10 protein-coding genes and 1 pseudogene are annotated in these 14,983 nt (G+C 35.1%); 3 read left to right on the top strand and 8 right to left on the bottom strand.

Features of this window, described 5'->3' with window-relative positions; genetic code table 11:
* Positions 1-25: 25 nt before the first annotated feature.
* A complete protein-coding gene (locus tag ABH960_RS03200) occupies positions 26-610 on the top strand; it encodes a LysE family translocator (protein ID WP_113936520.1) in 585 nt (194 codons plus the stop codon).
* A gap of 561 nt (positions 611-1,171) precedes the next feature.
* On the opposite strand, the gene ABH960_RS03205 is transcribed toward ABH960_RS03200, so the two are convergent.
* The 6 genes from ABH960_RS03205 to gabT all read right to left on the bottom strand — a co-directional run bounded on the left by ABH960_RS03205 (position 1,172) and on the right by gabT (position 8,784).
* Positions 1,172-2,968: an ABC transporter ATP-binding protein gene (locus tag ABH960_RS03205; protein WP_002085618.1), complete on the bottom strand. Its 1,797-nt coding sequence runs from the start codon at positions 2,966-2,968 to the stop codon at positions 1,172-1,174.
* Complete coding sequence (locus tag ABH960_RS03210) at positions 2,961-4,715, bottom strand: ABC transporter ATP-binding protein (RefSeq protein WP_002168397.1); 1,755 nt, start codon at positions 4,713-4,715, stop codon at positions 2,961-2,963. Before ABH960_RS03210 ends, ABH960_RS03205 begins: the two co-directional genes overlap by 8 nt.
* A gap of 262 nt (positions 4,716-4,977) precedes the next feature.
* Positions 4,978-5,574 (bottom strand): DUF1349 domain-containing protein, encoded by a 597-nt coding sequence (locus ABH960_RS03215; protein WP_002127357.1) that lies wholly within the window; start codon positions 5,572-5,574, stop codon positions 4,978-4,980.
* Between the two features lie 33 nt (positions 5,575-5,607).
* A complete protein-coding gene (locus ABH960_RS03220; RefSeq protein WP_078179104.1) occupies positions 5,608-6,492 on the bottom strand; it encodes a GNAT family N-acetyltransferase in 885 nt (294 codons plus the stop codon).
* A 262-nt stretch (positions 6,493-6,754) separates the two neighbouring features.
* Complete coding sequence (locus ABH960_RS03225) at positions 6,755-7,444, bottom strand: MOSC domain-containing protein (protein ID WP_078179071.1); 690 nt, start codon at positions 7,442-7,444, stop codon at positions 6,755-6,757.
* A 14-nt stretch (positions 7,445-7,458) separates the two neighbouring features.
* A complete protein-coding gene (gene gabT / locus ABH960_RS03230; RefSeq protein ID WP_404442720.1) occupies positions 7,459-8,784 on the bottom strand; it encodes a 4-aminobutyrate--2-oxoglutarate transaminase in 1,326 nt (441 codons plus the stop codon).
* A gap of 129 nt (positions 8,785-8,913) precedes the next feature.
* Here gabT and ABH960_RS03235 point away from each other — a divergent pair, with 129 nt between their 5' ends.
* Positions 8,914-9,816 carry a LysR family transcriptional regulator gene (locus ABH960_RS03235; protein ID WP_404443316.1) on the top strand — a complete coding sequence of 301 codons (903 nt, stop codon included), beginning with the start codon at positions 8,914-8,916 and terminating at the stop codon, positions 9,814-9,816.
* 308 nt (positions 9,817-10,124) lie between these two features.
* Here ABH960_RS03235 and ABH960_RS03240 read toward each other — a convergent pair whose 3' ends face one another.
* The gene (locus ABH960_RS03240) at positions 10,125-10,394 is read right to left on the bottom strand and encodes a heterocycloanthracin/sonorensin family bacteriocin (RefSeq protein ID WP_404442723.1); all 270 of its coding nucleotides are present in this window, start codon (positions 10,392-10,394) and stop codon (positions 10,125-10,127) included.
* 1,352 nt (positions 10,395-11,746) lie between these two features.
* Here ABH960_RS03240 and ABH960_RS03245 point away from each other — a divergent pair.
* Positions 11,747-13,694, top strand: a pseudogene (locus ABH960_RS03245) (YVTN family beta-propeller repeat protein).
* A gap of 362 nt (positions 13,695-14,056) precedes the next feature.
* Here the strand turns inward: ABH960_RS03245 and ABH960_RS03250 are convergent.
* Positions 14,057-14,308, bottom strand: coding sequence for a DUF3947 family protein (locus ABH960_RS03250; RefSeq protein ID WP_404442726.1), 252 nt, complete (start codon positions 14,306-14,308; stop codon positions 14,057-14,059).
* Between the last annotated feature and the right edge of the window lie 675 nt (positions 14,309-14,983).

Below are 14,983 nucleotides of genomic sequence, written 5' to 3' on the forward strand. Positions count from 1 at the left end.
CGAAAAATACTTAGGGGGTTTTGAAATGCCTTTATTTTCTTTTTTATTATTTGTTTTTATTAGTAGCTTCACACCCGGTCCTAACAATTTTTTAGCTATGACATACGCAAATCAACTTGGTTTGAAAAGGAGCATGCAATTTTGCTTTGGAGTAGCTTTCGGTTTTTTCCTCCTCACTTCTTTATGTAGTTTCTTTAATATCGTACTAATTAATATTTTACCCAAAATCGAATTACCTTTAAAAATTTTAGGAGTAGCATACATGCTATATCTAGCTATTAAAATACTCACTAGTAAAGGCAGTACAGATCCCGATGAAAAAGATAATAAAAACTTATTTACAGTGGGGATTTTTCTTCAGTTTGTTAACCCTAAAGGGATATTATTCGGACTGACTGTAGTTTCTACTTTTATTCTCCCTTACTACAATTCATATTCCAGTTTTCTACTTTTTTCATTATTTCTAGGTGTAGTCGGTTTAATGAGTACATTTAGTTGGAGCCTGTTTGGTTCAATATTCCAAAAACTTTTATTACAACATACTCAATTATTTAACATCATTATGGCTGTTTTATTGGTTTTCAGCGCTATATCAATCGTTATAAACTAGCTCTATACTCATTCCGGTTACTTATAAACTACCTTTCTATATATTTTTAAAACTTAGATTGTTTTTAATAGTAATCTATTTCATAGTTCTAATTCATTCATGGGTTGAGGTGATACTCTATATACCATTTGTGACATATCGAAACGAACTAATTCCGATATGTCACAAATGCTTAAAGTTTTTACCTAGTCAGCTCAAATCTCCCACCTATTTATTGGACTCTGCTCTATTCACTCCTTAAGGCGGGAGTTTTCTGCAAAAAAATAATAACGTATAGCTTTAATCGAAGCGGATTTTTGTTCATTTCCCACTAAATATAAGCTGAAACCAAACTGACTTGCCCCCCAACATAACAAAGCAACAAACACCGAATCAATCTTACTTCAAATTTACTCAACTTCATACCACCAGCCTTTATGATCAAGCCTACCTCTTTTCACCTAGTCTGCAAAAGTACGCTGTTAAAACATTCAGTGAAAGACTATTCGGATGGCAATGTTTGCAAATACAAAAAATGCGGTTTCTCTTATCACGAGAAACCGCATTACATCAATATTTTTATTAAATTTTAAACTGACTCGTATACAAATCAAAGTAGAATCCTTTCTCTTCCATAAGAGATTCGTGATTTCCTCTTTCAAAAATACTACCATCTTTAATTACAAGTATTTGATCTGCTTTTTCAATCGTTTTCAGCCGATGAGCGATTACAAAACTTGTTCGCCCTCTCATTAAATTATTTAATCCAGATTGAATTTGTAATTCTGTTCTCGTATCAATATTAGATGTTGCTTCGTCGAGAATTAATATATCTGCATCTGCTAAAATCGCTCGTGCAATCGCAAGGAGTTGTTTTTGTCCTTGACTTAAATTCGAACCTTCTGAAGCAATTTCCGTTTCATATTGATTCGGTAGATGTTTTATAAAAGAATGTGCTGATGCTGCTTTTGCTGCTGCAACTACTTCTTCATCACTTGCATCTAAACGTCCATATCGAATATTTTCCATAATCGTTCCTGCAAATAAATACGTATCCTGTAAAACAACCCCTATTTTACTCCGCAAAGAATTAATATCATAATCCTTTATATCTTTTTCATCAATGCTAATTTGCCCTTTTTGAATGTCATAAAAGCGAGTTAACAAATTAATAATTGTTGTTTTTCCTGATCCAGTTGGACCGACTAAAGCGATTGTCTCCCCAGGATTCGCCTCGAGACTCACATCTTTTAAAATCATGTTGTCCTGTGCGTATCCAAATGAAACTTTCTCAAGCCTAACATGTCCTTGTAAATTTTGTACAAGTACTGCATCTTTTTTATTTTGAATTTCTGGTACTTCATCCATAATTTCAAAGACACGTTCTCCTCCAGCAACTGCCGCTTGAATCGTATTCATTAAAGTTGCAAATTGACTAAGTGGTCTTGAAAATTGTCGAGAATAATTAATAAAAGCTGCAATGACACCTACTGTTGTCATTCCGTTTAATACCATTACCGATCCAGTTCCAATTACAAGCCCCATTCCTAAGTTATTAATAAAGTTCATACTTGGAAAAATAAATGCTGAAAACGTTTCAGCCTTCGTTGCTGAAATTCTTAGCTGTTCGTTAATTTCATTAAAGTTATGTACGGTTTCTTTTTCTTTTCCGTATAACGTAGTTACGTCTGCGCCTGTAATAGCTTCCTCAATAAATCCATTTAATTCTCCTAAATCCTTTTGACGCTTCGCAAAGTTTTTCCCACTATAAGCAACTAGTTTTTTCGTAACGAAAAACATAATAGGTACTGTAATTAAAGTTACAATCGCTAAAATCCAATCTAATGAAAACATCGCAATTGTTACACCTATAAACGTTAACGCTGATGAAATGATTTGCACAACACTTTGTGTCAAAGCTTGATTTAAGTTATCAATATCATTTGTCACACGGCTCATTAAATCACCTTGAGAACGTACATCAAAGAATCGTAGAGAAAGTGTTTGGATTTTTTCAAAAATATCTTGTCGTATTTTTTGTATAGTCTTTAATGCAACATTAATCATTACAAATGTTTGTAACCATGTTAATAATACGGTTATCCCATATATTGCAATGAGTAGCATGCACATTCTGGCTGTCCCGCTTAAATCCTTCGGTACAATGTATTCATCAATGATGACCCCCATATAATATGGCCCAAGTAAACCTAGTAATGTCGTGATAAATACAAGAATAATAACGAACATAAGAGATGCTTTTTGATACCCCATATAGTTCCATACTCGCATTATAGTTCCTTTAGTATTCTTAGTTTTCCCCGTTTTCGGATTGTTACGTCCACCTTTATTTCCAAATTGTCCTTGAAAATTACGCACGCTCTTCCCCTCCTTCTTGCTGCAGGCTACCACCTTGGGAAAGATAAATTTCCTGATACACTTCACAAGTTGCCAATAAATCCTCATGCGTACCATTTCCAACTAATTCACCGTTATTCAAAACGAGGATTTTATCAGCATCTATAATAGAAGATATTTTTGATGCAATTAAAAATGTCGTTGTGCCACTATATCTTGTCCTTAATGCTTCCTGTATTACAGCTTCTGACTTCGCATCAACTGCCGATGTAGAATCGTCTAATACAAGAATAGATGGCTTTCTCACTAGGGCTCTTGCAATAGATATACGTTGTTTTTGACCACCAGATAGATTGGTTGCACCTTGTGTTAAGTTATATTCATAAGAGTCTTCCAGCTTATTGATAAACTCAGTCGCACAAGCAGATGAAGATGCTAATTCCAATTCATCATAAGTTGCATCTTCTTTGCCATAACGTAAATTCTCTTCTATACTGCCTGAAAAAAGAAGTGCCTTTTGTGGAACGAAGCCAATGGAAGCACGAAGTTTTTGCAAATCGTATGCTTTCACATTAACATCATCTATACATATTTCACCTTGATCAACATCGTAAAGTCGTGGCAATAGTTTCGCCAATGTAGATTTACCACTTCCGGTCGATCCAATAATCCCTATTTTTTCACCTTTACGTACAGTAAAGGAAATATCTTTTAAAACATATTCATTATTTTTCGTATAACTATAGCTAACATTTTTAAACTCTACATTACCACCCACTTGCTTTGGTTCATATACGTCGCCTTCAGTTGTAATATCAACTTCAGTATGTAAGACTTGTTGTACACGATCAGCTGATGGAAAAGCACGGGCAATTTGAATAAATACCATACTAATAGACATAAGTGACATTAAAATGATATTTAAATAGTTAATAAAAGCTAAAATGGCCCCTACTTGGAGTGTACCGTTAAAAACTTTCTCGCCACCAATCCATAAAGTTGCTACAATTCCGCTATTTACAACTAGCATAATAATTGGCATCATCAATGAAATAATTTGTATTGCACGAATATTTATTTCGGTTAAACTTGTATTAACTTTCTCAAACTGTGCGATTTCATATTTTTGTCTTACATATGCTTTTATAACACGTACACCGGATAAATTTTCTTGTAGCTTTGTGTTTACTTTATCTAATGCTTCTTGTACTCGCTTAAATGAACCGCTCGATTGACCTGCAATCAATACAATTGCAACTAATAATACGGGTACCACAACAAGTAAAATTGGAAATAGGTCTCTCGCTGTTACAAAGACTATAATGATACTTCCAATAAATAATAACGGTCCACGGACAAGTACACGTAACGTCATCGTCATTGCCGATTGAATAGATGTAATATCATTTGTCACGATTGTTAATAATTTACCTGTTCCAAATGAATCACGATTTTTGCTAGAAAATGTTTCTATTTTCGCAAACACATCTTTTCGTATGTCTGTAGCGAAATTAACAGCAGCTTTTGTAGAATACATCATACAACCAAGTCCTCCAATTAAACCGATTGCTGCTGCTCCTATCATAAGAAGCCCCATTTTTATTACATAATTCAAATCCCGGTTTGCAATTCCAACATCAATAATATGTTGCATTATTGTCGGTTGAATTAAGTCCATCGCAACCTCAAGTACCATAAATAGCGGTCCAATAATAGCGAAGAACATGTATGGTTTTAAATACTGTAACAACTTGCGAAATGATTTCATACACAATCTCCTTTTTTCATGAAATTACCATCGAATAATTTATAGTCCTCCTTATTTGAGCAATATAGTCTGTAATTTCTCCATTAGTCCTATTATATTAGGCAAATTAATATTTAACATTATTAAATGATAAGTTTTAAATCATTTTTAGTCAATAAAATGGAACTTTAATCTACCAGGCATTTTCACTGCCAGTTGATGTGAATACTCTTTAACTTAATAAAAACCGCATTCTCATTTAGTAAGAATGCGGTTTTCCCATCTATATTTGTTCAATTTTAAAATCGAAAACCTCGGTCTCGAATCCATTATTTTCAGAAGGACTACACGTATAAAAACCAATTTTAACAGGCTCATTACCTATGTCCTCCATCAAATGAGCGATTCTTATTTGTTCCCATCGCTGACTCGTTTTCACATATATTGTATAATCGCCAAGTTTTCGAATAATTCGAAAACGTAATTGTTGCTTAGCAAACTCATTTGGATAGTCTTGCGTTGACCAATCAGAATAGCCATTATTCGTTACGACAGCACCTAAATGTGATGGGCCCTCAGGAATATATTCTAAAGATGTTTTTAACCAACACTTCTCAGAAATCATAACAAATAAACCCGCTTGATCGTATGTCGCATTTGGATTCATGCGCAATTGAACCTCAGCCTGAAAATCTGTCATTATCTCATCATAAAATACATGGCCATTCATTACTTCAAAACCATAATGGGTTTTCAGCCAAAAATCTGTTTCTTCTTTCGAATGGACAATGAATGTATCATTGTCTTCAAGTTTGTAAAATTTAGGTGCGTTCATTACAGTAAGTTGCTCAATATGATTTGGTATATATGATGTTTTCATAATTCCTCCATAAAAAAGCATTTAAATTAATATTTAAAACTCAGTTAATACCGGGAATTTATAACCTTTAAAATCTAATTCTTTATTACTTCGAACCATTAAATACTTACTAGTCTGTAATTCTGTATATTGTACATCATCAATTCCTAATTGATCTGGATAGAAATAAAATTCAATCTCCGTAAATTCCCCAGAGATTTCCTCACATAATTCATCTAAAATCGGAATTACCGGCGCAAATACTCCAAATAATTTTAGTTTTTGATTTTCTACTGTAAAAACAATCAGCGCATCTAATTTCTCTGAATAATAAAGGTTTTCATTCCATGTTGAATCATACATATTTAAATAAAACGAAGAGCGGTAATTTAACGTTGAAAATTTATTAGAAAGCCTTTGGCCATTTTCAATAATCTCATGTATTAATTGTCTATCCTCTTCATTATAAAAATCTAACTTTTTAAGTTGAGAATCTTTGTAGCCTTTATTTTCGTATGATACTGTCATCAAATATTCTTGCACAATTTGAAAACCAAATGGTTTATATAGTTCCGGATTTTCAGTAAACAAGACCGCACACTCGCATTGCTCATCAATTTCCTCTATCATCTTACTAAACAATTGCTTCATTAATCCTCGTCTACGATAATTCGGATGTGTCATTACTGATTGAATACCCGTTGCATTTATTTTTTCACCATTAATTAAAAGCGGAAGTGAAAATGCCGCAACATTTGCAATCGCATTATCATCTTGTAAAAATGATAATGCTTTATATGTATAATCCCAATACCCTTTCTCTGAAAAATCCTGCAATGTTTGGCTCGTAATCCCAAACACTTCTTCAAATAAAGGAAATAACTGTTCTCTTCTCGGTTCTTCTAATAGCAAGTTTGCCATTTTTTCAACATTCCCCATTTTGTCCCTCCATACGTCGATTCCATTAATTTAGATATACTTATATGACCTACTCTCAAAAAATAGGCCTTTCAAATCAATATAGTATCATAAAACTTTTAAAAATGGTTTAATTTATTTTATGTTTTGATTATTAAAAAACAAGTCGAATAAACTAGTATTAAGATTTTTGAATAATATCATGTTTATTATATAACAAATGGTGCTTCCTACTTATCTTTCCGATAATAGAAATACACCATTTTATGCAAATATAATTCACCTATTCTTTGGTTCCCTCAAGTCGCTCCTTCGTACTAATTTCTTCTCCCTTCACTCGCTTTTCAAACGTCTTTCTCCAACTAGTAGACAGTGCATTTACTTCTAAAATCCTTTTTAATCCTTCAGAGTTTTGTTTTTCTTTATGCATTATGCGATTCGCAAACAAAATTGACACACCTTTTGGATCAGGCTTCAACAATTTTAAAGTATCTACCGGTAATATCCACCCTTCTTTTAATACTCGAAAATAAAAACCTGTGTATCCTGTATCTTGAAAATATAATGGCAACTTTGGAATATTATATTTCTTCGCTAATTTAAAACAAGGTTGTCTTGGCTGCGTTACTTGTACAATCGCTTCTCCGAGTTGAAACGTGTCACCAATACAAACATCTTCTTCACGCATTCCGCTTACTGTTATATTTTCACCGAAAGCCCCATATACAAGTTCCTGATTCAATTCTTTTTCCCAGTACGGATAGTGATCACCAGTATAAACACAAACCGCTTTATCTACCCCTCCATGATGAACTAAATCCGCCTGTCCATCTCCATTAAGCTTTAAAAATGATAAAAAAACAGGTTCCTTTACTTGCTTTTTATTTATCCCTGTTTGAATTAACTTCCCACCATACATAACCTCTTTTGGCAGTCCTATATTTAGAGATAGGACTTCATATGCTTTAGTCATTCAAATCCCTCCTCTTACTTGCGGCACAACTTTTCAAAAGACTCATTTATTATTTCAAATCCTCTATCTATTTCTTCGTTTGAGATAACTAGAGGTGGTAAAAAGCGTAGTACATTATCAAATATCCCCGCTCCAATACTTATAAGCCCATTCTTCCAAAAATCTTCAATTAGCTTTACTGTTAGTTCTTTTGCAGGTTCTTTCGTTATGCGATTCGTTACAAGTTCCATTGCAACCATCGCACCGATTCCACGAACATCACCAATCATTTCGTACTTTAATTGCATTTGATGTAGATGTGACATTATTCTATTTCCAATTTGCTGAGCCCTTTCAACTAGATTTTCTTCTTCCATTATTTCAAATACAGCAAGACCGGCTGCACATGATAACGGACTCCCGGCAAAAGTTCCACCAATTTGTCCTCTCCCAGGAATGTCCATCAACTCCGCACGACCGACAATAGCACTTAATGGTAAACCGCCAGCAATTGATTTTGACAAAGTCATTATGTCAGGTTCTATATGAAAATGTTCCGTTGCAAACCATTTCCCTGTTCGGCCAAATCCAGTTTGCACTTCATCCATTATCATTAAAATACCGTATTGATTACAAATTTCTCGTAATCGTTTTACAAATGAAATGGAAGGAACAATAAACCCACCCTCTCCTTGTACTGGTTCCATTACGATCGCTGCTACTTTTTCAGGTGATACTTCTTCTAAAAACTTTTCAAACTGATAGATGACTTGAGAATCCACTTCTTCAGGAGAAACTCCTTCTTCAGCTCTGTAATAGTACGGATACGGCAATATATGCATGTCTGAAACGAACGGACCAAATCCTGCTTTATATGGATTTTCTTTGGTCGATAAAGACATTGTCATTAATGTTCTCCCATGAAATCCTCGTTCAAACGAAATTACTTTCCTCCGCCCTGTTACTTTACGTGCGATCTTTACAGCATTTTCAATCGCTTCCGCACCACTATTGGCAAACATCGTTTTTTTCTTACTTGTACCTGGCACTTTCTCATTAATTTTCTCCGCTAAAGTAATATAATTCTCATATGGAGTTACATGAAAACAAGGATGTATAAATGATTCTGCTTGTTTTTGTACCGCTCTTACAACTTTCGGATGACAATGTCCAACATTTTGCATACCAATTCCACCAGCAAAATCAATAAACTGATTTCCATCTACATCTGTTATTATCGCTCCCCTTGCTTCTTTTACATATAAAGGCGTTAAATGATATATTCCTTTCGGTACAGCCTCCTCATACCTTTTTTGAAGTACTTGTGAATAACTGCCCGGTAATACATTAGATTTCAACAATTCTTCTTCACCTCATCTAATTTTTTAATCAATCCATTTCTGATAAAGTGATTATATATCCCACAAAACCATTGTTCAATTCAATTATTTATATAATAATGATAGGTATATCCTATGATTAAACTTGAGGTGATTTCAATCGAATTACGACAATTAGAATACTTTTTAGCTGTTTCGAAAGAATTACATTTTACAAAAGCAGCCGAGAAATTAAATATTTCACAACCTTCACTAAGCCAACAAATACGTGCATTAGAACATGAAGTAGGCATGCCACTTTTCGATCGAATTGGTAAAAAAATATCTTTAACTGAAGCAGGAAGAGTTTTATTATCGCACAGTAAAACAATCTTTCACGAAGTCGAACAAGCTCGTTCTGCCATTCAAGATTTAAATGGATTACATCATGGTTCCTTAACAATAGGATCTTTGTTAACCGTAGTAAATTATTTACTACCACCAGCTATATTAGATTTCAATAAGCAATACCCAAATATCGAACTCTCTGTGTTGGGGCTTCGTACAGGAGAAATTCGTGAAAAATTATTACAAAATGAATTAGATATTGGTATTACATTTCTCCCGGTGCAAGATAAAGAGATTGTTTCTATCCCACTATATAAAAGTGAACTTACATTAGTTGTGCCAACCAGCCATTCTTTAACTGAACGTAAGTATGTATCTATTGATGAATTACAGGACTATCCTTTAATTCTTCTACCTAAAAATTTCTATTTAACAGAACTAATTACATCTCATTGCCAAAACTTTAACTTTAAACCAAAGCCAATTTTAGAAATTAGTACAATGGAATCTTTAATTCAAATGGTCGCACAAGGTATGGGGATTACCGTGTTACCAAAACCGTATATAGACTTTTTGCAAAGTGAGCACATACAAGCTATTAAAATTGAAAAACCCACTCCAACAATAGAGATAGGACTTATTTATAGAAGAGATAAATATATGTGCGCTGCTACCCGGAAATTTATTGAGCAACTCAAAATAACAGTACATTCTTTACAAAAATAAGCATAAAAAGAGATTATCCTATGCAGCCGTTACACAACGATCTATTAGAATAATCTCTTTTTATAATGATATAAAACATTACATTTTATGGTTTCTTTTCTAATAACCTATTATTCATTATAAGTGCTAAATTATTATCGTATTATTAAGCTACACATCAGCGATATTTTATGTCTATTTCGTATAGGTGTTAGCAAGTCCGTTTGCAAACTTGTTAGCACACTTTTATAAAAATTATATAATGCTTCACAAAGTAGGAATCCGTTTCGATTAATCTTTTTTCAAAATGGATTCCTTTTTGTCTCTTATCAATATTCAAATGTTACAGTAGTACCATTAAAACCATCAAAACAATTAGAGCAATTAGAGCAACCACCACAACCAAAACAACTAAAGCAACCGAAGCAACCAAAACAACGGAATCCACCACAACGACCACCGCCACAACCGCCACAGCGACGAGCATCATCTGTAATATAGTAATATGGATATTGGTTTTGCTGGTCCCAATACACAATATTTCCAGACTGATAATCATTAAGGCTTAACGCTTGTAGTTCTTGTTGAAACTTATTCATTTTCATGACCTCCGTTTATAAACTACAACCCCATCGATGCTTTCCTATATTTCTGTTCGTTAAATCTAAGTAGAAATAGCGCTATAAAGTGACACTTTAATCAGTGGGGAGTGTTCATCCCCCACTGATTATTAGCCCGCACCAGTAGGGCGTTTACAGGTAGCCTGACTCCCACCTAACTTCTTTGCTCGTCGAATTTTGAGGTGGGAGTTTTACTGCCCACAAATAGCGGGATAAACTAAGTTCAATACGTACACCAACAAAATATGACCTATCACTAGAGGATGCACCTTGTTCATATGCCTATTTTTAGGTTGTTTTTACTATGGGCTCATTTTTATAAAGTGACACTTTAATCAGTGGGGGTTTTGTTCATCCCCCACTGATTATTAGCCCGACTCCCACCTAACTTCTTTGCTCCAGTCGAATTTTGAGGTGGGAATTTTACTGCCCACAAATAGCGGGATAAATGGAAATTATAAAATATGAATTTAAACAATAACATTTAGATTTATGTCGTCATTTTCTAGTTCTATAGTCGTATATTCCATAATTTTGTTTGGTCATCTTCGTATTTCCAATAAGCAATCCCATCTTTATTTTTCTTCGCTTCAATATCTGCTATATTAGAGCTAATTTTATAAGTATTTATAATTAGTGATTTCTGCTAAGAAAAATCTATTTTTATGAATGGCATATCAGCGATGTTTTATGTCTATTCCGCATACATGTTAGCACTTTTTTATATTTCTTCTATTGCATACACCTTCATAATTTCAATATATTTCCCCTTATCACATGGACATGGTTGCTCTCTTCTATATGATTCTTATCGTCACTTTTCATTTTAGAAAAAAGAACGATGCCCCCGCTTGAGCCTGTTCTTCTTGATTTTTCATCTGAACGCACAATGCTTTGTAGTTTTTCAGCTCCTTCATCACAAGTCTTCGCATCTCTTTTTCATCTACATTTCCAAAAAAATACAATTGATTTGTACGATACGGTTCCCCTCCGTTCGATCTACTTACTTATAAAGGATTATTTTATTAAGTTTTATTTCCACTAAACAATCCAGTCTCTTAAATGTATTAAGAGGCTGAAAAAAATTCAAATCAGATGCCCGTTATATGGAATGCGCGTCATATTAATAAAATCATATGTCATAATATTTTCTATGCCTATGATTACATGTAAAATAAGAGCATCTTCACTTTATTCACATATACTTTGAAAGAAGAAACATTTCTGAACATTTCATATTAAACATATAACCATAAATACTTTAAACTCAGTTGCTAATATAGATTATCAAGACATACCTAACATTTAAAATTTTTTTAGAGGAGTTATTTATGAGATATAATAATAAGTCCAACTCACCAAATTCGTGTGATAAGTTTCAGCTCCCCTGCTTTATTTCTGTATCCTCTTGTAATCAAAGTAATTGTTGTACACCTGTTTTTTTCTCAAATTCTCAACAACAAGAATTATTGCAAATAATAAACCAATTAAACCAAGCTATTCTTTCTTTCTTTCTTCACAACACCAAATCCTACAACTAGACATATACTCCAAATAGCATTACAGGCATTAAATGATTTATTAATAGCAGTACAACCAAATACACCAAATAGAAATTTAGTTTTACGAACTATAAACCAATTAATCAATTCCTTACCTACTGCATCTCTCACTCAAATCTCAGCATTATTCCAATTTCTATTCCAAAACTTGTCTTCGCTTATTAGTTGTTCAAATATATCGGACCCCTTGTTGCAGCAGACATTTAGCTTAATTTTACAAGGAGTCTTGAATAGTTCACTATTAAACATTACTGGAACGACGGGACCTACGGGACCTGAAGGGCCTACTGGACCTCAAGGCGTGCAAGGTATTCAAGGAACTGAAGGGCCTGAAGGGCCTACTGGACCTCAAGGCGTGCAAGGCATTCAAGGAACCGAAGGGCCTGAAGGGCCTACTGGACCTACTGGACCTCAAGGTGTGCAAGGTATTCAAGGCATTCAAGGACCACCAGGACCTACTGGACCTCAAGGTGTGCAAGGCATTCAAGGGTCTGAAGGGCCTGCAGGACCTGAAGGACCCACTGGACCTCAAGGCGTGCAGGGCATTCAAGGAACTGAAGGGCCCGAAGGGCCTACTGGACCTCAAGGCGTGCAAGGTATTCAAGGGCCTGAAGGACCACCGGGACCTACTGGGCCATCGGGAGATTGTGATTGCCCACCGGGGCCAACTGGACCGACGGGACCTACTGGGCCTACTGGGCCGACGGGACCTACTGGGCCTACTGGGCCGACGGGACCTACTGGGCCTACTGGGCCGACGGGACCTACTGGGCCTACTGGGCCTACTGGGCCGACGGGACCTGGATGTAATTTCCTTGTTTATGCTACAAACGCAGGAGCCATTGATGATCCTGCAGATGATACAGTATCTGTAATTAACACCGGAACAAATACAGTAGTCGATACAATCACTGTAGATAATGCACCTCTCGAAGTAACAGTTTCACCAAATGGGACTCGTGCTTATGTTACTAATATTTTTTCTAATACCGTTTCCTTTATTGATACTGCCACTAATACAGTTATCGCTACCATCCCTGTTGGAACTAATCCAATTGGTGTAGCTGTTTCTCCAAATAACACAACTGTTTATGTTGGAAATCATGGTAATAATACAGTTTCTGTTATTAACGCTGCTACCAACACAGTTGTTGGTACCATTAATGTTGGAATCGCTCCGCAAGGAATTACTGTTTCTCCAAATGGGACCTTTGCGTATGTTGCAAACGAATTAAGTAATACAATTTCTGTTATCGCTACTGCTACCAACACAGTTGTTGGTACCATTAATGTCGGTATTCGACCTAGGATAATCGTCTTCACACTAGATGGGACTCGTGCTTATGTCACAAATCAAAACAGCAATACTGTTTCTGTTATTAACACCGCTACAAATTCCGTTATTGATACAATTAACGTAGGTACCGAACCTGTTGGTATAGCTATTACACCGGATGGAGCTCGTATTTACGTTGTAAATAAAGTAAGTAATAATGTATCTGTAATAAGTACATTGACAAACACCGTCATCGATACCATTCCGGTTGCACTATCACCAGACCAAGTGACTATCATACCAGATGGCACTCGCGCCTATGTTACAAACCAAGCTAGTAATACTGTTTCTGTCATCAATACTGCTACAAATACGGTTATTGATACGGTCCCAGTAGGTGTTGCTCCAACTGGTATAGCAACCGGATTTATTTGCGAATAATATAAAAAACAGAGAGACACTAATCATATTTCTCTGTTCTTCCATTAATCCCCATCATATCCGAGCAGTTAGCTTTTGCTAGCTGCTTTTTTTATAAATAATAATTAATTTGCCCAAGAGCATTTCAAAATATTTTCGTATGATATGGTGTATTCCTTTCTTTTGAGTGAATGATCTCGTCATGAGAGCACTTTATTAAGTGCTCTTTTCGTGTTTCAAATACATACAAAATAAAATTTTTATATTAATCTTAATTACACATTTAATTGAATATTAATTCATCAGATACGAATCATTTCTTATAAGGGCGCTCTGTACTTGCGCCCTTATATAAATACTCAAATTTATTCCCTCGCATATTTTTATAAATTGTATACAGTTCCATATGGAATTGTTGAAACAGAAATTCCGTATGGTGTAATATGATGCATTGGATAATAATACTCCATAGATGAATAGTACGGTTGTATGCCTTGCTGTATTTGTTGCATTTGCTGCTGTGCTTGTAACGCTTGTTGAACAGCTTGAATTGTACTTTGCGCTCCACTATACGTAATACCCGCCGTACCATACGGACGCATTCCATCTCGGGTATCAAAATATGAATAAAACATTAGTATTCAACTCACTTCCATATAAGTTATTACAAAGTATATTATGAGTATTAATTTCAGTGAGTGTTAAAAACTAGTCCACTAGCTTTTATTCAAATAACGTTTTTGTTCAACTGCCTTTTTTTAATCTCCACGCCTTATCAAAATATAATCTTATATATCTTTCAATTTATTATGATGCAAGTGTCTACACTAAATTGTTAGACAAGCATAAAATAAATTAAGTCTAATAATAAAGGAAAAATAAATATGCAAAACCGTTACATGCTTACAGTCAAACTCACCTCATTTAACGGGACAACGCTGACTGGCATTACTATAGAAGGTATCACGTTGACAGCGAACGTCACGTTAAGAACAACCTATCATCAAGCATTTCTCAATCGATTTCCTCCTCAGGACCCAGTTCGTCCCCTAGTCGTGAACTATAACGTAGCCGTCAAATCTGGCAGAAAGTCTGCTATCTTGAATGCCGTGACGCAGCACGCGAATGCTGGGGTAAGCGCGCAGGTCCGTCTGGATTCCTGCAACAATACCGTGGCATCCTTCCGTCCCGTTCCCTCAATAATATAAGTCAGATACCCGTCACAATAGGATAACGACTGTGACGGGTACGAAGCTGTTCGAGTGAATAGCCCTCAAATTTGTCCCCATTCCATTTCCCTTCACTCCTTG

Origin of the sequence: Bacillus sp. RC252 (assembly GCF_044909215.1) — a bacterium.
In the GTDB taxonomy this organism is placed as follows: domain Bacteria; phylum Bacillota; class Bacilli; order Bacillales; family Bacillaceae_G; genus Bacillus_A; species Bacillus_A mycoides.